The sequence below is a fragment of the Patescibacteria group bacterium genome, from assembly GCA_020148045.1.
Lineage (GTDB): Bacteria > Patescibacteriota > Minisyncoccia > Minisyncoccales > GWA2-38-27 > JAHCRG01.
On sequence record JAHCRG010000003.1, the window covers coordinates 63,421 to 86,318 of the forward strand.

The 22,898-nt window shown below is 36.2% G+C and carries 24 protein-coding genes and 1 tRNA gene; 20 read left to right on the plus strand and 5 right to left on the minus strand.

Going from position 1 to position 22,898, the window contains the following annotated elements; all coding sequences use genetic code 11:
• Positions 1-250 precede the first annotated feature (250 nt).
• From KJA13_00325 to KJA13_00365, 9 genes are all read left to right on the plus strand, one after another.
• Positions 251-1,426: a hypothetical protein gene (locus KJA13_00325; GenBank protein MBZ9577472.1), complete on the plus strand. Its 1,176-nt coding sequence runs from the start codon at positions 251-253 to the stop codon at positions 1,424-1,426.
• Positions 1,427-1,643: 217 nt separating this feature from the next.
• On the plus strand, positions 1,644-2,489 hold the full coding sequence (locus tag KJA13_00330) for a hypothetical protein (protein MBZ9577473.1): 846 nt from the start codon (positions 1,644-1,646) through the stop codon (positions 2,487-2,489).
• A gap of 100 nt (positions 2,490-2,589) precedes the next feature.
• Positions 2,590-3,408: a TatD family hydrolase gene (locus tag KJA13_00335; GenBank protein ID MBZ9577474.1), complete on the plus strand. Its 819-nt coding sequence runs from the start codon at positions 2,590-2,592 to the stop codon at positions 3,406-3,408.
• Positions 3,409-3,757: 349 nt separating this feature from the next.
• On the plus strand, positions 3,758-6,217 hold the full coding sequence (leuS, locus tag KJA13_00340; GenBank protein MBZ9577475.1) for a leucine--tRNA ligase: 2,460 nt from the start codon (positions 3,758-3,760) through the stop codon (positions 6,215-6,217).
• A 40-nt stretch (positions 6,218-6,257) separates the two neighbouring features.
• Positions 6,258-7,634, plus strand: coding sequence for a threonylcarbamoyl-AMP synthase (locus tag KJA13_00345; protein ID MBZ9577476.1), 1,377 nt, complete (start codon positions 6,258-6,260; stop codon positions 7,632-7,634).
• A gap of 134 nt (positions 7,635-7,768) precedes the next feature.
• The gene (locus tag KJA13_00350) at positions 7,769-8,002 is read left to right on the plus strand and encodes a hypothetical protein (GenBank protein MBZ9577477.1); all 234 of its coding nucleotides are present in this window, start codon (positions 7,769-7,771) and stop codon (positions 8,000-8,002) included.
• A gap of 158 nt (positions 8,003-8,160) precedes the next feature.
• Positions 8,161-9,402 carry a serine hydroxymethyltransferase gene (locus tag KJA13_00355; protein ID MBZ9577478.1) on the plus strand — a complete coding sequence of 414 codons (1,242 nt, stop codon included), beginning with the start codon at positions 8,161-8,163 and terminating at the stop codon, positions 9,400-9,402.
• A complete protein-coding gene (locus KJA13_00360) occupies positions 9,399-10,163 on the plus strand; it encodes a bifunctional 5,10-methylenetetrahydrofolate dehydrogenase/5,10-methenyltetrahydrofolate cyclohydrolase (GenBank protein MBZ9577479.1) in 765 nt (254 codons plus the stop codon). Before KJA13_00355 ends, KJA13_00360 begins: the two co-directional genes overlap by 4 nt.
• Positions 10,136-10,627: a phosphatase PAP2 family protein gene (locus tag KJA13_00365; protein ID MBZ9577480.1), complete on the plus strand. Its 492-nt coding sequence runs from the start codon at positions 10,136-10,138 to the stop codon at positions 10,625-10,627. The genes KJA13_00360 and KJA13_00365 overlap by 28 nt, the downstream gene beginning before the upstream one ends.
• Before the next feature lie 90 nt (positions 10,628-10,717).
• Here KJA13_00365 and KJA13_00370 read toward each other — a convergent pair whose 3' ends face one another.
• From KJA13_00370 to dprA, 4 genes are all read right to left on the minus strand, one after another.
• Positions 10,718-11,245, minus strand: a complete 528-nt coding sequence (locus KJA13_00370) for an exosortase/archaeosortase family protein (GenBank protein ID MBZ9577481.1) — start codon at positions 11,243-11,245, stop codon at positions 10,718-10,720.
• A 47-nt stretch (positions 11,246-11,292) separates the two neighbouring features.
• Positions 11,293-11,376 (minus strand) — tRNA-Leu (locus KJA13_00375).
• A 13-nt stretch (positions 11,377-11,389) separates the two neighbouring features.
• On the minus strand, positions 11,390-13,423 hold the full coding sequence (gene topA, locus KJA13_00380) for a type I DNA topoisomerase (protein MBZ9577482.1): 2,034 nt from the start codon (positions 13,421-13,423) through the stop codon (positions 11,390-11,392).
• Positions 13,424-13,441: 18 nt separating this feature from the next.
• Positions 13,442-14,308: a DNA-processing protein DprA gene (gene dprA, locus KJA13_00385; GenBank protein MBZ9577483.1), complete on the minus strand. Its 867-nt coding sequence runs from the start codon at positions 14,306-14,308 to the stop codon at positions 13,442-13,444.
• Positions 14,309-14,498: 190 nt separating this feature from the next.
• On the opposite strand from dprA, the gene KJA13_00390 reads away from it, so the two are divergent.
• A complete protein-coding gene (locus KJA13_00390; protein ID MBZ9577484.1) occupies positions 14,499-15,095 on the plus strand; it encodes a hypothetical protein in 597 nt (198 codons plus the stop codon).
• Positions 15,096-15,099: 4 nt separating this feature from the next.
• Here KJA13_00390 and pth read toward each other — a convergent pair whose 3' ends face one another.
• Positions 15,100-15,612 (minus strand): aminoacyl-tRNA hydrolase, encoded by a 513-nt coding sequence (pth, locus tag KJA13_00395; protein MBZ9577485.1) that lies wholly within the window; start codon positions 15,610-15,612, stop codon positions 15,100-15,102.
• Between the two features lie 556 nt (positions 15,613-16,168).
• On the opposite strand from pth, the gene KJA13_00400 reads away from it, so the two are divergent.
• The 10 genes from KJA13_00400 (at position 16,169) to ftsZ (ending at position 22,819) form a co-directional block, all read left to right on the plus strand.
• A complete protein-coding gene (locus KJA13_00400; GenBank protein ID MBZ9577486.1) occupies positions 16,169-16,513 on the plus strand; it encodes a hypothetical protein in 345 nt (114 codons plus the stop codon).
• A 57-nt stretch (positions 16,514-16,570) separates the two neighbouring features.
• Entirely contained in the window at positions 16,571-17,116 is a 546-nt protein-coding gene (lepB, locus tag KJA13_00405) for a signal peptidase I (protein MBZ9577487.1), read from the plus strand.
• Positions 17,117-17,152: 36 nt separating this feature from the next.
• Positions 17,153-18,415 carry a histidine--tRNA ligase gene (hisS, locus tag KJA13_00410; protein MBZ9577488.1) on the plus strand — a complete coding sequence of 421 codons (1,263 nt, stop codon included), beginning with the start codon at positions 17,153-17,155 and terminating at the stop codon, positions 18,413-18,415.
• A gap of 65 nt (positions 18,416-18,480) precedes the next feature.
• Positions 18,481-18,816 carry a histidine triad nucleotide-binding protein gene (locus KJA13_00415; GenBank protein MBZ9577489.1) on the plus strand — a complete coding sequence of 112 codons (336 nt, stop codon included), beginning with the start codon at positions 18,481-18,483 and terminating at the stop codon, positions 18,814-18,816.
• 3 nt (positions 18,817-18,819) lie between these two features.
• A complete protein-coding gene (locus KJA13_00420) occupies positions 18,820-19,038 on the plus strand; it encodes a hypothetical protein (GenBank protein MBZ9577490.1) in 219 nt (72 codons plus the stop codon).
• Positions 19,039-19,071: 33 nt separating this feature from the next.
• On the plus strand, positions 19,072-19,578 hold the full coding sequence (locus KJA13_00425; GenBank protein ID MBZ9577491.1) for a GatB/YqeY domain-containing protein: 507 nt from the start codon (positions 19,072-19,074) through the stop codon (positions 19,576-19,578).
• Between the two features lie 2 nt (positions 19,579-19,580).
• Positions 19,581-20,303 (plus strand): hypothetical protein, encoded by a 723-nt coding sequence (locus KJA13_00430; GenBank protein MBZ9577492.1) that lies wholly within the window; start codon positions 19,581-19,583, stop codon positions 20,301-20,303.
• Positions 20,282-20,674 (plus strand): rRNA maturation RNase YbeY, encoded by a 393-nt coding sequence (gene ybeY, locus KJA13_00435; protein MBZ9577493.1) that lies wholly within the window; start codon positions 20,282-20,284, stop codon positions 20,672-20,674. The genes KJA13_00430 and ybeY overlap by 22 nt, the downstream gene beginning before the upstream one ends.
• A 3-nt stretch (positions 20,675-20,677) precedes the next feature.
• Positions 20,678-21,886, plus strand: a complete 1,209-nt coding sequence (ftsA, locus tag KJA13_00440; GenBank protein ID MBZ9577494.1) for a cell division protein FtsA — start codon at positions 20,678-20,680, stop codon at positions 21,884-21,886.
• 3 nt (positions 21,887-21,889) lie between these two features.
• Positions 21,890-22,819 (plus strand): cell division protein FtsZ, encoded by a 930-nt coding sequence (gene ftsZ / locus KJA13_00445; GenBank protein MBZ9577495.1) that lies wholly within the window; start codon positions 21,890-21,892, stop codon positions 22,817-22,819.
• Positions 22,820-22,898: the final 79 nt, after the last annotated feature.

Consider the following 22,898-nt stretch of genomic DNA (forward strand, 5'->3'; position numbering starts at 1 on the left):
TAAAAAACTTGACAAAAATTTATGGATTTGGTATGATGTAGGCAATCAAAGACTGTTTTTTTAACAAGTGAATATGGATATAGAATTTCAGAAAAGAGGTGAAAGTGAAGCAAAAGTGTTTTTTAAGGTTTTGTAAAATGATAGGAATATTGTTAGGAAGATTAACAGAGTTCTTTGGAGGAATGAGAAAATGTTTACTTCATGCAAATGGCCTCAATTAATAACTTGCAAACAAAGCAGTAAATTAACAATGCCGTTACTTGTATTGCTTGCCATCTTTCTATTCGGCCGATCGGCCGAGGCACAATACGGCGGCGGCACCGGAGACCCCAGTGACCCTTACCTGATTTACACGGCCGAGCAGGTGAATGCAATTGGGGCCGAGCCCAACGATTGGGACAGGCACTTTAAGCTCATGGCAGATATTGATTTGAGCGGCGTTACGGGAACAGATTTTAACATCATCGGATACTATCGAACTTGGCAAGACCACAAGCCATTTACCGGCGTTTTTGACGGCAGCGGCAAGATAATCTCAAACTTCAGCTACACTTCTACGGATACAGACTACATAGGACTTTTCGGGTACGTTATGGGAGGAAATGCAGTAATTAAGGATTTGGGATTGATTGACCCAAATATTGATGCGGGAACAGGAAATTGCGTTGGCTCGCTGGTCGCAATCAATATTGGCACAATCACCAACTGCTATGCCCAGGGCGGCAGCGTTTCTGGCAATGACGAAGTCGGCGGCCTGGTGGGATGGAATAAGTGGAGAACAATCTCCGACTGCTATTCAACCAGCTACGTTTCGGGAAATTGGCGTGTCGGCGGCCTGGCGGGATTCAATGATTGTGCCCCAATCACCAACTGCTATTCAACCGGCAGCGTTTCAGGAACAACAGATGTCGGCGGCCTGGTGGGAAATAATGAGGGCACAATCACCAACTGCTATTCAACCAGCTATGTTTTGGGAAATCGGCGTGTCGGTGGCCTTGTGGGAGAAAATGGGTACGAAGGCTACTTGGGGAGCACATATGGTACGATATCCAACTGCTATTCGAGCGGCAGCGTTTTGGGAGATGGTTATGTCGGAGGCCTGGCGGGATATAATCGTTCTGGCACAATCATCAACTGCTATTCAACCAGCTACGTTTCGGGAGATAGTTATGTCGGTGGCCTGGTGGGAGAAAATTTTTGGGGTGGTGAGGTTATGGCTTCTTTCTGGGATATTGAAACCAGCGGACAGACAGCGAGTGCTGGGACGGGTAAAACAACGGCCGAGATGCAGACCGAGAGCACGTTTTCTGATGCTGGCTGGGATTTTCTAGTCGAGAGCGTAAATGGCACCGAGGATATCTGGTGGATTCTCGAAGGTCAGGATTATCCCCGGCTGAGTTGGGAGCTCATCGGAGACGGCTCGTAGCTATTCATAGCTACGGTTGTTGCCAACAGCAAGAGTAAACCAAAGTAAAGGGGAATATCCCTACGGCTATAAAGCGCTTCTTATCTTAACGGAGCGCTTTTTCACTTGTTAAAAAACTTGACAGAAATTTATGGGTTTGGTAATGTAGGCAATCAAAGACTGTTTTTTTAACAAGTGAATATGGATATAGAATTTCAGAAATCAGAAAGGAGAAAAAATGATTAGCAAACAAACAAATACAATCAGAATCTTGGTAGTAGCCTGTTTGATTTTATGTTGTCTCTATCTTATTGGTGTTGTGAGAAGAGAGGCAAGGGCGTTAAATTTACGCAACGTGACCGACAGTCTTATTTTGTCTATTGAGTTTACGACTGAGCCAGGTATGGATTATATTCAGGCTAAAGCTGATTATGTGGAGATATTATATAAATATGTCAGACACATGGAGAATCGGCATATACCCTTGTTGTTTTTCTTTTCAAGGAGTAATATTGCGGGAGACCTGAAACGTGTAGTGAGGGATTTGGAAAAAGCCGATGAACTAAACGCTCGTGAGGCTATAGAAAAGGCTTCAGAAGCAATCGCTGAATTTTTCACCAAAACGAAGCCGTTCACAGATGAATCAATTATTACCTTTGAATCCGAAGTTATATCTGAGGAAATACAAACTGCTATCAAGGATTCGCTTCAGGAAGCGCATGAGAAAGCAGAGACATGTGCCAATGATTCAAATGTGGCTAATTTTGAAGCGCTATATCGGGCCAACAGAAAAGCGATAGTTTATTTGTACCTTGCTCGTTTTGAGTATCAAGAAATCGTTGATGAAGAAAAACTTAGAACGTTTCGAACAGATCTAAACGCGACTTGCTATCGGAACGAGGCTTTGCAAGATTCTGATACCGTGGAAATCAGTGAGGAAGAGTGTTCGCGGCTTACTGTATATTATGGTAGCGAGCTTCGCCGTCTTGGGATTTTGTATGCGATCATAGACAATAATATACAGCAAGCTTATGATTTATTACAAACAGAAATGGCTGCAAGAAAAGCTATCCCCGATATTTAATTCATAGATATACCGTACTTAAAGCGTGGGAATATTGATTAGTCAATACTCATCCGCGCTTTTTATTTGAAATCATTTTCGTCTTTGATAAGATAGAGTAATGCTAATAGATACTCATGCGCATCTTAATTTTAATGCATTTAGAGGTGACTTAGATGAAGTCATTGAGCGTTCTTTGGCTGAAAATGTTTGGGTGATAAATGTTGGCTCAAAATATGAGACAAGCAAAAGAGCAGTTGAGATTGCTGAAAAATATGAAAAAGGTATATATGCAACAATTGGGCTTCATCCTATTTATTCAACAGCTGGAATAGTCAAAATAAAAACTGATCCCGAAGAGGGTAATTTTGTAGCGAGCGGAGAGGATTTTGATAACGAAAGATATAAAGAGCTTGCGAAGTCAGAAAAAGTAGTAGCAATTGGAGAGATTGGTTTGGATTATTATTACAAGCCGAAAACAAAAAGAAAACTTGAATTATTTAAAGAAAAACAGAGAACAGTTCTCTGGAAACAATTAGATTTAGTTAAGGAATTAAATCTGCCAGTAATTTTCCATTGTAGAATGGCCCATAATGACTTGCTGGAGATTTTGAAAAATCATCAAGTCCCAGGCGTTATCCATTGCTTTACTGGAAATTGGAACCAAGCAAAAGAATATTTAGAAATGGGATTTTATTTGGGAATTAATGGGATAATTTACAAATTAGATTTAAAAGAGGTGATTGAGAAAGCACCTTTGGAGAAAATTCTAATAGAAACCGATTGTCCTTATCTTACGCCACCACAAGCAGGAGTTGAACGTAACGAGCCGATTTTTGTAAAATACATTGCTCAAGACATTGCCAGAATAAAAAACTTAGATTTCCAAAAAGTGGCTGAAACTACCTCCCAAAACGCCAAAAATTTATTCGGAATATAATTAAGGAGCTTAGCTCCTCGAATTAGCTTAGCTCCGAAAGAAAGAGGCCTATTCGATTTCACGAACAGGCCTTTTCTGAATTTTTTTATTTTGGGAGTTTTTAGATTCTTTTTGAGCCTTCAGAAAGAAAACCCAAAGTATTAAAGGAACTCCAAAGATTATAATATAACTAATAATTAATACAATGGTTAGGGTGGTTGGGTTCATTGGGTTCATTTTAGTGCCCTTCTTTTTTAGAGAGATAAACTATTATTTACTTGTTTAAGTAACTACTTCTATATTATGCCATTATTTTTAGATTGTCAACTTTTTTAAAAAAGCTAATTATGTTATGATAAAAAATTAGAATATGGAGAAATATAATCCGAGGAAAATTGAGAAAAAGTGGCAGAAGAGGTGGGAGGAATTGGATGTTTTTCGGGCTTTTGATAGGTCAAAAAAGCCAAAGTTTTATGTTTTAGTTGAGTTTCCTTATCCTTCTGGTGAAGGCCTTCATGTTGGTCATTGCAGAGGCTACGTTGCTATGGATGTTTTGGCTCGGAAAAGAAGAATGCAAGGTTTTAATGTTTTATTTCCCATGGGCTGGGATGCTTTTGGTTTGCCAACAGAAAACTATGCTATCAAAACCGGAATTCATCCGGCAATCGCCACTAAAAAAAATACAGCTGTTTTTAAACGCCAGCAGAAAAACTTAGGCCTTTCTTTTGATTGGAGCAGAGAGATTAATACTACTGACCCTTTTTATTATAAATGGACTCAATGGATATTTGTCCAATTATTTAAAAAGGGCTTAACTTACAAAGCAAAAATGCCCATTAACTGGTGCCCGAGTTGCAAGATTGGCTTGGCTAACGAGGAGGTAGTTGACGGCAAGTGTGAACGGTGCGGGGAGAAAGTAGTCAGAAAAGAAAAAGGGCAGTGGATGCTGAAGATTACCAAATATGCTGAGAGATTAATTCAAGATTTAGATAAGGTTGATTATCCAGAAAGAGTTAAGATTTCCCAAAAAGAATGGATAGGCAAGTCAGAGGGAGTAGAAGTTGAATTCAAAATTCAAAACCAACCCTCCGGGGAGTCTCTCACTTCGTTCAATCCAGCAAAATTCAAAATTCCCGTCTTTACTACTAGGACAGACACCTTGTTTGGATGTACCTATTTAGTATTAGCACCGGAATATCCATTAATTGAAGAACTTAAAGATAAAATTACAAATTATAAACAGGTTAAAGATTATATTGAAAAATCAAAAAAGAAAATAGAGAAAGAGAGAACTACCGAAGATAAGGAAAAAACTGGTATAAAACTTAGAGGCGTTAAAGCTATAAATCCGGTTAATAACAGGGAAATTCCTATTTTTGTGGCAGATTATGTGCTAATGCATTATGGAACCGGGGCAATTATGGCAGTGCCAGCTCACGACCAGCGTGACTTTGATTTTGCTAAACGCTATAATCTTCCCATAATTGAGGTCATCAAACCCAAAAATGCCAAACCCAGAGTTTTAGATAGAGCTTATGAAGGAGAAGGTATTTTAATCGACTCGGGACGTTTCACTGGAATGAGATCAGAAGATGCCAGAGGGAGGATGGGCCAGTGGTTAGCTAAAAAGGATTTAGCTAAAAAAGCAGTTCACTACAAACTAAGAGATTGGATTTTTTCCAGACAGCGATACTGGGGTGAGCCAATACCAATGGTAAAATGTGAGAAGTGTGGCTGGCAGCCGGTGCTGGAAGACGATCTACCAGTTAAATTGCCCAGAGTTAAGGAATACAAGCCAACTGAAAAAGGTGAGTCACCTTTGGCAAAAGTTAAAAATTGGGTGAATACTAAATGTCCTAAATGTGGGGACCCAGGGCAAAGAGAAACTGACGTGATGCCAAATTGGGCCGGTTCTAATTGGTATTATCTTCGTTATTGTGATCCTCAAAATGAGAGGAAATTAGCTGACCCAAAGTTGCTGAAACACTGGATGCCGGTGGATTGGTATAATGGCGGTATGGAACACGTTACTTTGCATTTATTGTATTCTCGTTTTATTTACAAATTTTTATGGGATATTAAAGCTGTGCCAAAATCTATTGGTTCAGAACCTTATAAAAGACGAACTTCTCATGGGATAGTTCTCGGGGAAGGAGGAATTAAAATGTCAAAATCAAAAGGCAATGTGATTAATCCCGAAAAGGTTGTAAAAGAACACGGAGCTGATACTATGAGAGTTTATGAAATGTTTATGGGCCCTTTTGAGCAGATGATTCCCTGGGATACAAAAGGAGTAAAAGGAGTAAGAAGGTTTTTGGAGAAAGTTTGGAAATTGCAATATAAAGTTGGCCAAAAATTAGGCGATGGCCCTGGGTTGGAAAGATTAGTTCACAAGACAATTAAAAAAGTAGGGGAGGATATTGAGAGCTTGAAATATAATACAGCGGTTTCTGCTTTAATGGTTTTAACTAACAAAATGGGTAGCTATAAAGAGATTTCTCTGAATTATTATTCATTACTCTTGATTCTTTTGTGCCCTTTTGCTCCGCATATTACAGAAGAGCTCTGGTATAGAGCAAAGATTAAAGGATTATGCTGTAATCAAGAATGGCTTAAGTATAATCCGAAATTAATTAAAGAAAAGAAAGTAATTTTAGTTATTCAGATTAATGGTAAAATTCGTGGTAAAATAGAAGTCGAAGCTGGTATATCTGAAAAGAAAGCAAAAGAGCTTGCCTTAATCCAAGAAAAAATAATAAAATGGACAAAAGGCAAGAAAATTAAAAAGACAATATTTGTCCCTGGAAAATTAATTAATTTTGTAGTATGAAAAAATTAATTTACCAAAGTGTCACTTTAAACATGCTTCTATGATTAAAAAAGTAGTTATTGCTGCTGCGGGTCAGGGGACTCGCATGCTTCATCTTACCAAAGAAAAATCTAAACATCTTATTAGGGTCAAAAAAAGACCCTTTTTAGCTTATCTTTTAGATAATCTTTTTTTAGCAGGTTATAGAGATTTGATTTTGGTGACTGGTTTTAAAGAAGAGTTAATAGAAGAATTTTTAAATAGATACAAACCGCCTCTTAAAAGTTTAAGAAAGAGTCAGTATAAAATTAGGATGGTCAGTCAGTATGAGATTTTAGGACCAAAAGATAAAATGTATGGCACTGCCTGTCCCTTGATGTGTGTTAAAGACATTGTTAAAAAAAGCCAATTTATTTATCTTTGCGGAGATAATCTTTATTCTGTTAGAGATTTAAAAGCAATGAATATTGGAGGAAATCATAGTTATGTCGCCGGTATTTATCAAAAAAATCCTGAAAAATATGGTGTTCTTGTTGGAGATGATGGATTTTTATTAAAAATTGTTGAAAAGCCAAAAGAGTTTATAGGTAATTTAGTTAATACCGGCCTTTATAAATTTACCTTTGATATTTTTGATAAGCTTGGAAAAATTAAGAAATCTCCTCGGGGCGAGTACGAAATTACAGATGCTATTAATCTTTTGGCAAGAAAAAAGAAAGTGAAAATTCAGAAAATTAAGGATTTTTGGTTGGATTTTGGCAATCCGGCAGATATAATAAAGATTTCTTACTTTTTAAGGTCTTTTAAAAAGTTTAAAGAACTTTTCTGGAAACACAAAGATTTTGAAATTATTTCTTACCGGGCGAGAGATGTAGTTGAAAAAGCTGTAGAATTTCTTGAAAGGGGACAGGTTGTAGTTTGTCCTACAGATACTGTCTATGGACTTTTGGCTGATGCCACTAATGATAAAGCAGTAGAGAAAGTTTTTGAAATAAAGAGAAGAGATAAGAAAAAAGCTATCCCTATTTTTGTTAAGGATATGAAGATGGCAAAAAAGCTGGCTCTGATGAACAAAAATTTGGAAGAATTTTTGGAAGAAATTTGGCCCGGGAAAATAACAGTAGCTTTAAAAAGGAAAGAAAGGTGCAGTTTACCAAAAACATTATTTGGCCGGAAGGAAACAATTGGTCTAAGAATCCCGGATTATAAATTAGTTGCCCAAATTCTTAAAAAAATAAACAAACCTCTGACTAGCACTTCAGCTAACATTTCTGGCAGAGCTTCTTCAACAAAAATTAGAGAAATTTTAGAACAATTTGAGGAACAAGAAGTTAAACCAGATTTAATTTTGGATGCCGGCAACCTGTCAAAAAGTTTCCCTTCAACCGTAGTTGATTTTAGTGAGAAGAAACCTAAAATTTTAAGAAAGGGGAGATAATAGTATATCTCCCGGCAAAATCCCTGACAAATCTGTCAACCTATGACACAGTGTAAGTGTTATGGTGAAGTAGTTATAACTTCGCAAAATGTTAATTAAAAACCAATAGTAGATAAATATCAAGGAGATGAAAAATGAAAGTAGGAACGAAAGTAGAAATGAAAGTAAAAATGATTTTGATGCCAGGAATTTTCTTTCTGATGCTCGCGGTAGCATTAATTTATATAACTTTTTCCGGGGAAGCATCTGATCCGAGTAAAACAGCGATTGCTGGGATTGTGGCAGCTGTGCCTGGTATAACTTTCACAAGTATTGGACTTTTATGGATTAAGGAAGCCGTTAAGAAAGGTATTAAGAAAGCCACATGATAAAGTACATTTCAAACACTGCACATTACACCAGAGCCGAGTAGGTGATGCTCGGCCTTTTTATTTTTGATTTTTTAATATTTTGAGAACTGTTCCTGTAGAGCTCTACGAGAACAGTTCTCTTAACATTAATCGAAAATGTAGTAAAATAAAAGAATATGGAGCTTAGTAAAATCGACCCAAAAATTGCAGAGCTTATTGAAAAAGAAAAAGAAAGGCAGAAAACTACGCTGGAGATGATTCCTTCTGAAAATCATACCTCTCCAGCGGTACGAGAGGCTTTGGGTTCTGTTTTAACTGATAAATACGCTGAAGGATATCCTAAAAAAAGATATTATGCTGGCTTGGAATTCTATGATAAGATTGAAGCCCTTTGCCAGGAAAGAGCAAAGAAGATATTTAAAGTAGCTCATGTTAATGTTCAACCCTATTCTGGCTCACCAGCAAATCAAGCAGTTTATTTCGCTCTTTTAGAGCCAAGAGATACTGTAATGGGAATGTCTCTTCCTCATGGAGGCCATTTAACCCATGGCTGGAAAGTAAGTTTTTCCGGAAAGTATTTTAAATCTGTTCAGTATGGAGTTGATAAAAAAACAAATTTGCTTAATTATCAAGAAATAGGAAAGTTAGCTAAAAAAGCAAAGCCAAAACTTATTTGGGTTGGAGCTACTGCTTATCCTCGGATTTTTGACTGGAAAAAATTAGGCATGATTGCTGATTCAGTCAGGGCTTATCTTGTAGCTGATATCGCTCATATCGCAGGATTAATTGTTGCTGGAGTTCATCCCAGTCCTGTTCCTTATGTTCATATTGTTACAACTACTACTCATAAAACTTTAAGAGGTCCTAGGGGTGGAATGATAATGGTTACTAGAAAAGGATTAAAAAAAAATCCAGAGCTTACTCAAAAGATTGATAAGTCAGTTTTTCCTGGTCTTCAAGGTGGTCCTCATGAAAATAATATAGCTGCTATTGCTGTTTGCTTAAAAGAAGCATCAAAACCAGGTTTTAAAAGATATGGAAAGCAGATTGTGAAAAATTGTAAGATATTAGCTTCAGAACTTTTAAAATATGGCTTTGATTTAGTCACTGCTGGCACTGATAATCATTTAATTTTAATTGATTTGAGGAATAAGAAAATTTCAGGAAAAGAAGCTCAAAACCGGCTGGAAAAAGCTGGCATTACTGTTAATAAAAATACTATTCCTTTTGATCCCAATCCTCCATTTAATCCTTCTGGAATTCGCTTAGGCACACCAGCTATAACAACCAGGGGAATGAAAGAAAAAGAAATGAGAAAAATTACTTTTTGGATTAATGAAGTTATTTCTGATGCTAAAAATTGTTTAAGAGTTAGGAAAGAAGTTAAAAAACTTTGTAGAAAATTTCTTTTGCCATGAAGATTCTAGATGGGAAAAAAATATCTAAGAAGATTTTGAAGAACCTTAAAAGAGAAATAGAAAAAAAGGGACTGAAATTGAAATTAGCTGTAATTTTTGTTGGAAAGGACCCAGCTTCAAAGATCTTTATTAGAGAAAAAAAGAAAGCTTGTGAGTTTGTTAGGATTGATTTTGAATTATTTAGATTTCCAGCAAGGATTAGTAACTCAGTACTGAAAAAAGAAATTAAGAAAATTGTCAAAAACCCTACTATCTCTGGAGTTGTAATTCAATTGCCTTTGCCAGAGAAATTTAATGTTCAAGAATTCTTAAGCCTTGTTCCTTCAGAAAAAAATATTGAAGCTGTTTCGCCGGTTGTTTGCGCTATAGATTATATTTTGAGGAGGTATAAAATTTCTTTGAAAAGAAAAACCATAGTTTTAGTAGGACACGGAAGATTGGTTGGGAGACCCTTGGCTAAATGGTTTAAAAATAAAAAAATCAAGTTCTACAATATTAATAAAATCAAAAAAGCAGATATTATAATTTCCGGAGTGGGCAGACCGGGTTTTATTACCGGAGATATGGTTAAAAAAGGAGCAGTAATAATTGATGTTGGTTTTTCTCACAATAAAAAGAGGAAAGCAGCCGGCGATGTAGATTTCAAAAGCGTCTCTAAAAAAGCAAGCTATATTACTCCAGTTCCCGGAGGCGTTGGTCCTATGACCATTGCTTGCTTGCTTAAAAACTTAGTATGGACTTATACTTATTCCAACAAATAAATCAATTCGCTGGTAGATGGCTTTGGCTTGATACTTTAGGTATTTATCTCGCTGAATATTTTGAATATGTTGTAGTTTTTTGTTTGCTTTTATTTTTATTGAAACTTAAAAAGTACTGGAAGATGGTTTTTCAGGCAATTATTTCTGCTGTTTTGGCAAGGTTTATTGTTGTAGAGCTTATTCGCTGGCTTTGGTCACGGTCAAGGCCTTTTGTTGAAAACAATGTTAATTTGCTTTTGACTCATAACAAAGCTTCTTTTCCTTCTGGTCATGCAGCTTTCTTTTTCGCTCTTTCCTTTATTGTCTATCTTCATAATAAAAAAATAGGAATTCTATTTTTTATAGCCAGTTTTCTGATTTGTTTAGCTAGAATTTTTACCGGCATCCACTGGCCAACTGATATTCTCGCTGGCGCTTTCATTGGCATTCTCTCTGGCTGGTTGCTATATAAGATTTTCAAATAAAGCAATTATCTCAATAATAAAAAAATGCCTCGCGAACGAGGCATTTATTTTTGGCTGAGATGCTTTATTCAACTTTTTTCCGTGTAATTATTATGGGCTTTTTTTCATTGGAGGAGTGGTAAGTTTTTTTAAAAACCAAGGTTCAGTATATATCGCTATTAACCCTACTGGCACAGCAATTCCACTAAAGTCATGGATTATTTTCCCCCAATGCTCGTTACCGAGAGTTAAAGCGAGCATAATGATTATTATTCGTATTGTATTACAAAGCAGAGCAATGGGCAGGCTTGAGGCCAGGACAATTAGTTTTTCCCAGCACGAAGATTTAACCAACAATGTCACTAAGCTACTGAACATCAAAAAGGCAATTATTATTTTCAATCCATTGCAGCCTTTGGTTATTTTAACTCTCATATCACCGATACGGATAATATTATCTTCTTGGATAATTTCATAGCCTATTATCTCCAAGCCGAATACGGTTGATAAAACAGTCCAGCGCACTAAAGGTTTTGCTACGGCATCCTCAAGTGTGGACCAATAAGACTGAAGAAAGGCAATTAAAACTAAGCTGGCCAGAAACCACACAATAATTTTAGATATTTTAGAGTTTGTCATTTTATTCCTCGCTTTCAAGTATAAAGTTTTTAACGTTCTATTTTTTGTGCCTGGGGTGGGACTCGAACCCACATGAGATTGCTCTCACATCGTTTTGAGCGATGCGCGTAAACCAATTCCGCCACCCAGGCTTTTTTAACTTTCTTATTCTACCACTTTTTTCTCAAATTGGCAATCTTTATTGGAGCACTTGATTTGCTTCTTTTTTGTTTCAATTAATAGTGTATTACATTCTGGGCATTTTTCATTTATAGGCTTGTCCCACAAAGCAAAATCGCATTTTGGAAATTGATTGCAGCCATAAAATACTTTCCTAGTTTTAGTCCTTTTCTCAGTAATTTCTCCTTTGCCGCATTTAGGACATTTTATCCCCAAGGTTTTTTCTTCTAAGGATTCAGTATATTTACATTTTGGGAAATTGGGACAAGCATAAAATCTTCCGAATTTCCCTAAGCGGATTACCAAAAGAGCTCCACATTTCGGACATTTCTTTTTAGTCGGCTTTTCAGTAATATCTTTCTTATCAACTTCTTGATATTTTTTCCGGAGATTTTTCTCAAAAGGGCCATAAAAATCTTGGCAAACTTCAACCCATTTTTCTTTTCCTTGGGCAATTTCGTCTAAATCCTCTTCCATCTCCGCGGTAAATTTAATATTTACAATTTTGGGAAAGTGTTTTACTAAAAGGTCATTAACCACTATTCCAATTTCGGTTGGACAGAATTTCTTTTGTTCATCTTTTTCAATATAATTTCTGTTTTGAATTGTTGATAAAATTGGGGCATAGGTTGAAGGGCGACCAATTCCATTTTGCTCCAAAGCTTTGATTAAAGTAGCTTCACTATATCTTTGGGGAGGTTGGGTAAAATGTTGAGAGGGGATAAGTTTGATTAAATCTAATATTTCTTTTTCTTTTAAGTCAGGTAATTCATTTTCTTCAAACTTAAGGGGATAAACTTTTAAGAATCCATCAAATTTCATAATCTGCCCACTAGCTCGAAAAGTATATTTGTTTCTTGCTTCGATTTCGACGACAGTCGAATCGAATCTCGCCTGAGCCATTTGTGATGAAATGAATCTCCGCCAAATAAGATCATAGAGTTTTTGCTGGTTTTTCTCTAATTTTATCTGTTCTGGTGTTTTTTGGGCAAAGGTAGGACGGATTGCTTCATGAGCTTCTTGGACCCTGCCTTTTGCTTTATATTTTCTTAGAAATCCTGCCCAATATTCTTTGCCAAAATTTTTTTCAATAAATTTTTTAGCTGCAAAGAGAGAAAGATTAGAAAGATTTAAAGAATCGGTTCGGTGATAAGTAATATGTCCCTTTTCATAAAGTTGCTGTGCAAGACCCATTGTAAATCTTGCTGGAAACTTAAATCTTTTCCAGGCCTCTTGTTGGAGAGTGCTGGTAGTAAATGGCGGTAGGGGATTCTTTTTTACTTCTTTTTTCTCAATTTTTCCAACCTTATATTCAGCTCCATCCAAATCTTTAACAATCTTATCTGTTTCTTTTTTTGTTTTAATACCAAGTTTGGGAATTGCCTTATCATCTTTTTTGACAAGCAGGGCGCTAAATTTGTTTTCTTGTTTCTGCTTTTTAAGCAAAGCTTCGATTGTCCAATACTCTTGAGGAACAAAATTTTCAATTTCTTTTTCTCTTCCCACCACTAATCTTACCGTGACTGATTGGACTCTTCCAGCAGATAACCTCCGGGCCACTTTTTTCCATAAAAAAGGCGAGAGTTTATAACCAACAATTCTGTCTAGGATTCTTCGTGCCTGTTGAGCGTCAACTAAATCCTTGTTAATTCCTCTGGGATTTTTCAGGGCTTGGTCAATTGCTGATTTAGTAATTTCATGAAAAACAATTCTTTCTGGTTTTTTTAAATCAAGAGCTTGGGAAAGATGCCAGGCAATAGCTTCTCCTTCTCTGTCTTCATCAGTAGCCAAAATAGTTATTTTGGCTTTTTGAACTTCGCTTTTTAGAGTCCGAATAACTTTTTCTGATTTTAGAGGAATAATATATTTTGGTTTAAAATCTTTTCCAATATCCACACCAAGCTCATCTTCCGGCAAATCTCGGATGTGCCCAAAAGAAGACCTAACTGTATAGTTGGGCCCTAAAAAGCCTTGAAGGGTTTTTGATTTAGTTGGGCTTTCGACAATAACGAGGTTCATAAAATTTCCAATTTTCGATTAACGCCGTAAGGCATAAATATTTCTTCCTAAGTTTCTCACTTTTCCTTTTATTTCTAAAACACTAAGAGTACTGGCTACAATGGTTGCCTTTAATTTTGTTTTTTCAATGATTTTATCAATATACAAGGATTCTTCTTTTAGAGTATTTAAAATCAGATTTTCTTCAAGAGTTTGGTTGTCATACCCGTCCACCTCGCCTCGCGAAGCGAGGTGGGCGGGTAAATTTAATTCTTGCAAGATGTCATCAGCTTTGTCAAGGAGCTTAGCTCCTTTTTTTATCAGGATGTGGGGGCCTCGAGAGTTTAAAGCATAAATTGGGCCTGGCACGGCAAATACCTTTCTTTTTTGAGAAAAAGCAAAATTAGCAGTAATTAAAGCCCCGCTTTTTTCTTTAGCTTCAATTACTAATGTTCCCAAAGAAAGACCTGAGATTATTCGATTTCTGTCAGGGAAAGTGAAGCGAGTACCTCTTGTTCCCGGAGGATATTCTGAAATTAAAAGGCCTCCTGAATCAACAATTTTTCTGGCTAATTTAATATTTTCTTTTGGATAGATGCTTTTTTCATCAAGACCGGTGCCAAGAACAGCAATTGTTCTTCTTCCTTGCTCAACTACTGCTGTGTGGGCAAAAGTATCAATTCCCGGAGCTAAACCACTAACAATAGTAAGTCCAGATTCAGCTAAGTTACCTGCAATTTCCAGGGCTACTTGCTTTCCATAAGAAGAGCATCTCCTTGTGCCGACCACGGCGAAACATAATTCATCTGGTTTAATTTCGCCTTTAAAATAGAGAATTTTCGGTGCTTTTTTGATTCTTTTAAGCTGTTCTGGATAATCCTTGTCTTCTATTGTTATTTTTTCCATTCTTAAATCATAACATTAACCTCTAACGGGGTAAAATAAAAAAAACTTGAAATTCTTTTAATTCTTTGGTATTATATAAGAACCTGCTCGCTTTGCCCGCAGAACCTTGATTCGCTATTGTATGATTATTTAATCTTGAATTAAAATTACAAAGCACATTGACAAATTATAAAGAAAGGAGAAGGCGGCAATGAAAGACGCTAAAAAAAGAGTAAAAAGGTTTATTATAGGCGGGGCCAGTTTTTTAAAGAGGGAAAAAAGAGTTATTGATACAGAACAGATCAAGTCAACTCTTCCTCATACGGGAAGAATGCTTCTTTTGGACCGAGCTATATTCACTCGCAAGAAAATTATTGGTGAACTTTTAATGAGACCAGAAATCTGCGCGGGACATGAAATTGGCGGAAAGCCAATCACTAGAGGAATGGAGTTTGGAGACATGGCAGCTCAGCTTTTGGGAGTTTGGTTAGTCCAACAAACAGATGAGTATCCTAAACTTAATGGTAAATTAGCTCCTTTTAGAGAAGCTCATATCAAGTCTCTTGGTCCTGTTTTTCCTGGTGATTTTGTAACTTTAGAGATACCTGTAAGAGAAGCTGAAGAAAATGAGCCAGAAAAGAAGAATCCTAAAATTGTAGTCCTCGAAGATGAGGCTAGACCGGAACGTTCAATCCGACGAGCAGTTGCAGTAGATGGTGAAGTTTGGGTGAGGGGCCAGAAGCAGAAAAAGGCAGTAATTTATTTTGTTGAATTGAATATCGTTGGTGCCGAAAGCTTAGCTAAATGATTGGCTAAGCTTTTTTTATTGCTTCTTTGATAACTTGTTTTATTATTTTCTCTTCTTCTTTGTCAAATTTTTGAAGAACATATTTCTCTACATTTTTTGATTTTCCTATTTTGGGTGAAATTCCAATTCTGAATCTTGTAAAGTTTTTGGTGCCAATTTCTTTAGTTATTGATTCCACGCCTTTGTGGCCAGCTGCGCCTCTATTTTTAGAAATTCTAATTTTTCCTAAAGGCAAATCAATATCGTCGTGAATTATAATTATTTCTTTAGTTTTGTAAAAGTTAATTAAAGCGCTCACTGCTTCGCCGGATTTATTCATAAAAGTTTGGGGTTTGACTAAAATTATTTTTTCATTATTTAAAATACTCTCTGAAACAAGAGAGTTGAATTTTTTAGATAATCTGAATTCAGGGAAATTATTTTCCTTGGCAAATTCATCAACAACTTGAAAACCAATATTATGCCGAGTATATATATATTTTTTCCCGGGATTCCCAAGACCTACAATAATTGTCATGTTGTATTATTATACCAAATAATTATTCTTGTGGAAAAATTACTATTGACAGGATTTTTTAACGGGATTATACTAAAAAAACAGTTCTTTATTGTTCCTTTGAAAAAGCAATCTGGCTCTTGGAGTAGAATGATGTACAAAACCAGTTTTTATGTTTTGTCAACAGGGTATAAGAAAGGAGGTTAATTAGTTTTTTAGCTTGTCAGGGCTAAACAAAAATGTTATGAATCTTTCGATGAACAAACATGTTAAGAAAGGTTGGGTAGAAATTATGTACGAGAAAACTTTGTTCTACGGTTCGGCAAAAAAGAAGAAAGACCTGGCAGTTGTAGCTAAGGGGCTAAGACGAAGGTGCCTCGAGCAGGCCATCATCCTGTTGTAACGACAATTTCCCATAGAACAGGCAGCGTGGCCAAGCAAAGACAATATGTCTATTGCTTTGTGAGCCGAGATAATACCTCGGCTCTTTTTATTTGACAAGGATTAATAATTTTGTTAGAAGGGAGGATATCGTTCTTTAAGAGTATTATTAATCAAAAATGAAAGGAGACCTGAAATGGGAGCAATGATTCCATGGCTGATCTTTGGTTTTGGTATAATAGTTTTAGTAGGTATATGGGCGCATATACGCATTACTAAACTTGAGGAGAAAATTAAACGGGTTGATAAGAGACTCACAAAATTTTTATCTGTAGATGGGCAAATTATTCAGAGAATTTTCCCTCGTGTTTTTCGTATAATTGAAGAGAATTCAGATATTTTGGACACCGAAACCAAAGAATTTATACAGGAGATTATGCAGGGCATCAAAGAAGAGATAGAGGGAATATTTGGATCGATTTTTAAAGAAAAAAAAGAAGAGACAGAGGCAGTGAACTTAGGAGAGGATAAAAGGGGCTAGAAATAGCCCTTATTTTTTATTGCATAAATAAATAATATTTGCTATAATAGAAAAATCATGAGAAAGTTTTTCATATTCATCTGGGAGATTGCAAAAATAGTTGTCATTGCTGCTGTAATAGTAGTTCCGATTAGATATTTTTTATTTCAACCGTTTTTTGTGAGGGGTCAGTCAATGAACCCGAGTTTTGAAAATGGCGATTATTTGATTATAGATGAGATTAGCTATCGCTTTAAGACTCCTCAGAGAGGAGAGGTAGTAGTTTTTAAATCTCCCCAAAATCCTTCCCAACGTTTTATCAAAAGAGTTATTGGTCTTCCAGGAGAAACCGTGGAGATTAAAGATGGTGAGACAATAATTTATAAGGATGGCTTCTCCCAAGTTTTAGACGAATCAGAATATCTCTTTTCTGATTTATCGACATCAGGAAATACCAAGGTTATTTTGGCTGAAAATGAATATTTTGTTTTGGGCGATAATCGTTCTTATTCTTTTGATTCAAGAAGATTCGGGGCCTTGCCTGAAGAAAATATTATTGGCCGGGTAATTTTCAGAGCTTGGCCATTTGTTGCTGCGGCCAAGTTTGAGGCCCCTTCGTATTGATTTATGAGAAAACCCAAGTTTCAACGTCCAACCGGGATGCGCGATATATTACCAGAAGAGCAGAAATATTATCAAAAGATTTATGATATAGTTTCCAATATTGCTGATTTTTATGGATTTGGAAAAATTGATACTCCCATTGTTGAAGAAACAGAGCTTTTTTCCAAAGGGATTGGATTGGCCACTGACATTGTAAAAAAGCAAATGTATAGTTTAAAAACCAAAGGAGGAGATTCTTTGAGTTTGAGACCAGAATGGACTGCTCCGGTAGTTAGGGCTTATATTGAAAATGGCATGCAAAACTTGCCTCAACCATTAAAACTTTGGTATTTTGGCCCTTGTTATCGCCATGAACGGCCCCAGGCTGACAGATACCGTCAATTTTGGCAATTCGGCTTCGAGGTTTTAGGAGAAAAAAGTCCGGTAATAGACGCTCAGATTATCCAGATTTTTTATAATATTTTGCGAGAACTTAAATTAAAGAATTTAATTGTTGAGGTAAATAGTATTGGAGATAGTAATTGCCGGCCCTACTATAAAAAACTTTTAGCAAATTATTTCAGGACAAGGGAAGCCTCATTGTGTGCTGATTGTAAAAAACGGCTTAGAGAAAATGTTTTAAGAATTTTAGATTGCAAAGAAGAAAAATGCCAGCCCATAAAAGCTGAGGCGCCTCAGATACTTGACCATCTTTGTGAAGAATGCCACTCACATTTTAAAGAGGTTTTGGAATTTTTGGACGAAATTGAAATACCTTATAATCTTAATCCTTATTTAGTTAGAGGCCTTGATTATTATACTAAAACTGTTTTTGAAATTTTTCCTGGGGCAGCTGAAAAGAAAGAAAGTTCCCAGAACGCTTTAGCAGGCGGGGGAAGATACGATAGGTTAGTTAAGCTTTTGGGGGGAAAGGAAACGTCAGCTTGCGGGGCGGCAGTCGGAATAGAAAGAATTATAAATTTGATGAAGTCCCAAGAGATAAAACGGGCGGATAAAGAAGCTGAAGCTCAGATATTTTTAGCTCAACTTGGTAATTTAGCAAAGAGGAAAAGTTTGAAGCTTTTGGAAGATTTTAGAAAAGCAAAAATAAGGGTTGCTGAATCTTTTGGTAGGGATTCTTTAAAAGCCCAGTTGAGCAGAGCTGATAAAGTTGGAGCAAGATATACTCTTATTCTTGGACAGAAAGAATCTTTGGAAGGGATAATTATAATCAGAGATATGAAGAGCGGGAAGCAGGAAATAGTGAAGCTGGATAAAGTAGTAGCAACGATGAGAAAGAAACTAAAGAAATCATCTTAACATTTTAGCATTTAAACATCTAAACATTCTGAATTTGAATTTTGTTTAAATGTTAATATGTTTATATGACGAGAGATTGTATTTTTTGTAAAATTGCAAATAAGGAGATACCCAAAGATTTTGTTTATGAAGACGAAAAAATTATGGCCTTTGAAGATATTAATCCCAAGGCCCCGGTCCACCTTTTAATTATTCCTAAAAAACACATTCCTTCAGTGGACCATCTTGGAGTTGAAGATAAAACATTAATGGGGGAGATAATTTTAACTGCCAAAAAAATAGCCAAAGAAAAAGACTTAAAGGGCTATAAATTAATAATTAATGTTGGCAGGAGCGCTGGGCAGCTAATTGACCATTTACATTTGCATCTCTTAGCTGGAAGACCAATGAGGATGCCTTGAAATATGCCTTTAGAAATAAAAAAAGAAGAGAGAGAAACATCACAGAGCTTAGTTCGCCGCTTTTCAAGAAGAATGAAACAAAGCGGGATTTTGCTTCGGGCCAGAAAAACCCGTTTTAGGGGAAGAGCAAAAAGTCGTCAGATGAAAAAAAGATCAGCTCTGAGAAGAGAACAATTGAAAAGAGAATACGAGAAATTAGAAAAATTAGGTAAGCCCCGTTAGAAATCTTTGACTTCTAACGGGGTAAGCAGATTAATGCTAAAAGATAAAATTCAAAGCGATCTTAATCAAGCTCTTAAAAGAGGTGATGAAATCACCTGTTCTACTCTGCGGATGCTTTTGGCTGCTATTTTGAGTAAGGAAAAGGAAAAGAGATATAAAATTTCCAAAGAGGAGCCAGAATTAACTGAGAAAGAACTTGCTGAGAAATCTAATTTAACAGACGAGGAAGTAATTGAAGTTATTTCTTCTGAGATTAAAAAAAGAAAAGAAGCGATTTTAGGATTTGAGAAAGGCGAAAGAAAAGAGCTTGCTGAAAAAGAAAAAGCAGAAATGGAAGTTTTAGAAAAGTATTTGCCAGAGCAGCTCTCGGAACAAGAAATTAAAAGAATAGCTAAAGAAGTTATTGAAAAAGTTGGGGCTACGGAAATAAAAGATATGGGAAGGGTGATGGCAGAGATGATGCCTCAAGTTAGAGGAAAAGCAGATGGAGGACTAGTAAGTAAAGTTGTAAAAGAGTTATTAACCACAGAAGAGACATAAATATGGAAAATCAACAGGTTTCATCTCTAGTTGGGCCAGGTGAATTATTAAGGAAAACCTTTCAGATTTATAAAAGTAGGATTGGAGTTTTTCTTGGAATAGCGGTTATCCCCTTTCTTGTTTATTTGCTTTTTATCCCCTTTTTTCTTTTGCCTTTATTTTTTAATTTATCATTTATTGCCTTTTATAAATCCTTAGGCCTTATTTTGTTACCCCTTACCTTGTCAGTAATGATTGTTTTGGGGATTATGGCGTTTGTTGTTAATCTTTGGGCGTCTATAGCTTTGCTCTATGCTATCAAAGAAAGAGATCAGAAAATTGGCATTAAAGAATCATTTACTAAGGGTTGGTCTAAAATACTTTCCTATTGGTGGATTTCTATTTTGGTTGGGCTTATTACAATGGTGGGTTTTTTGCTTTTTATTATTCCTGGAATTATCTTTAGTCTTTGGTTTAGTTTAGCGGGCTATGTTTTAGTCTCAGAAGATATAAAAGGAATGAAGGCTCTTTTTAGAAGTAAGCAATTAATAAAAGGATATTGGTGGAAGGTTTTTTGGAGATATCTGGCGCTAACTTTTCTTATTATCTTAGTTCTTTGCATTGTTGGATTCATTCCTTTTGTTAGAAATATTATTTACATATTTATTACCCCGTTCTCTGTTACTTTCAGCTTCTTAATTTATGAGAACCTAAAACAATTAAAATGCTCGAAATTAACAACTTAACTACCAGTTCTGTTGATGAGGAATTTTTAAAAGGGGTTGCAAAAAAAGTTTTAAAAGGTGAAGATAGAAAAGAAGTTGGTTTATCTATCGTTTTCGTTGGCCAGGGGAAAATGAGAAAACTAAATAAGAAATATCGGGGCAAGAACAAGGTAACGGATGTTTTATCTTTTGATAATGGATTAAATGAGATTGTTATTTGCCTCAGGGAGGTTAAGAAGAATGCTAAGAGATATAATTCAACATTTAAAAAAGAATTAGCTCAGGTTTTAATTCACGGTATTTTACATCTTTTGGGTTATGAGCACGAAAAAACTAAAAAAGAAGCTGAGGTAATGGAGAATAAACAAAGTTATTATTTATCTCAAATTTAATTTATGCCAAGGCCTTACATTATAACTGCTTTAGATATTGGCTCAGGTAGTATAAAGCTGCTTACTGTTTCTAAAAAACCCGGGGAAGCAGATTTTGAAATTTTGAGCTATAACCAGCAAGCTTCTTTGGGAATTAGAAAAGGAGTGGTGATTGATGTTCCCAAAGTAGCAGAAATTGTTTCTTCTTTAAAGGAAAAAGCTGAGCAAGATTGTGGCCGAAGAATAGACAACGTTTATGCCAGCATTGGAGGAGGGCATATATTTTGCACTTCTTCTCGAGGATTAGTTTCTGTTTCTCGAGCCGACCAAAAAATTTCAGAAGAAGATATTGCAAGGGTTTTACAGGCTGCCCAGGCTATTTCTCTTCCTTCAAATAAAGAAATTATTGAAGTTTTCCCCAAAGAGTTTATTGTTGATGGAGAGGGAGGGGTGAGGGAGGCGATAGGAATGGAAGGAGTAAGATTAGAAGCAGAAACATTGATTCTTTGTGGCTTTTCTCCTTATTTAAAAAATTCCAGCCAAAGTATTTTAAATTCCGGTTTCCAGATTAACTATTTATTTCCTGATCCTTTAGCTAGCGCCCGGGCAGTCCTAACTCCCCGAGAAAAAGAATTGGGAGTTTGCGTTTTAGATATTGGAGCCGGGACTACCGGATTAGCAGTATTTGAAGAAGGGAATTTAATCCATACCGCTGTTTTTCCTATCGGGTCAGGTCATATTACCGGTGACATTGCCATTTGCCTCAAAACAGATATTGATACCGCAGAAAAAATAAAGTTGGAATTTGGAAGTTGCCTGGCGTCTTCTAAAGAGAAAAAGAAAATAAAAATTGAGCAGGAAGAGCCACTTATTTTTTCAAAAAAAGCATTAGCAGATATTATTGAAGCTCGAGTTTCGGAAATTTTCGCGATATCTAATAAAGAATTAAAGAAAATTTCTCGTCAAAGATTACTTCCGGCTGGAGTAGTTTTAACCGGAGGAGGAGCAAAGCTACCAGGGATTAGAGAATTGACGAAAAAAGAATTAAAACTGCCCTGTCGCATTGGAGTTTCCCAAGTTTCTCCCGCCTTTCAAGAGGACCCGAGCTTATCTACTCTTTATGGATTAATTTTAGAAGGAGTTGATTCGGAAGAGGAACAAGGGAATTTTCCAAGCTCTAGAAAAGGAATTAAAAATAAATTAAAAAAGATATTTAGAGTTTTTATACCATAGACCATGACTTCAAATACAAAAATTAAAGTAGTTGGAGTGGGAGGTTCAGGGTCAAATGTAATTTCCCGGATGATGAGGTGTAAAATTAAAGGTGTGGAATTAGTTGCCGTAAATGCTGATGCCCAAGACCTTCAGAGAACTAAAGCCCATCAGAAAATTCGGATTGGCAAAAATTTAACCAAGGGTTTAGGAACAGGGATGAATCCTGAAACAGGGAAGGAGGCAGCTAAAGAACAAAGAGAGGAAATTCAAGAAGTTTTAAGCGGCTCAGATATGCTTTTTATTACTTGCGGTATGGGCGGCGGCTGTGGAAGCGGGGCTTCTCCTATTGTGGCTGATATCGCTAAAAAATCAGGAGCCTTAACACTGGCTGTAGTTACCAAGCCCTTTTCTTTTGAGGGAATTCAACGGATGGAAATTGCTCGGGATAGTTTGAGAAAACTTAGAGGAAAAGTTGACACTTTAATTAGTATTTCCAATGATAAGTTACTTTCAATCTTAGAACCAAAAACTACAGTTTTAAATGCTTTTTGGGTTTGTGACGAAATTTTAAGACAGGCAGTTCAGGGGATTTCTGATTTGATTGTCCTGCCTGGAATAATTAATATTGATTTTGCTGATGTTAAAGCAATTATGAAGGACTCTGGCTCTGCCCTGTTTGGCATAGGAAAAGCTACGGGCTCAGAGCGAGCAAAAGAGGCAGCTCAGAAAGCTCTTAGTTCTCCTTTGCTTGGTTTGTCTTGCAAAGGAGCAAAGGGAGTTTTATTTAATGTTTCTGGAGGCAAAGATATTAGTTTGTCTGAAATAGATGAGGTGGCTAAAATTATCACTCAGGAGGTTTCTCCAGAAGCAAAAGTAATTTTTGGAGCAATTCAGAATGAGAAACTAAAAAAAGGAGAGATAAAAGTGACGGTAATCGCCACAGGGTTCTAAAAAAGAGAAATTAGGGACTTATCCACAGTTTTTGGTTTCTAACGGGGCTTGACCCGTTTTTTTTATGAGTTAAAATAGA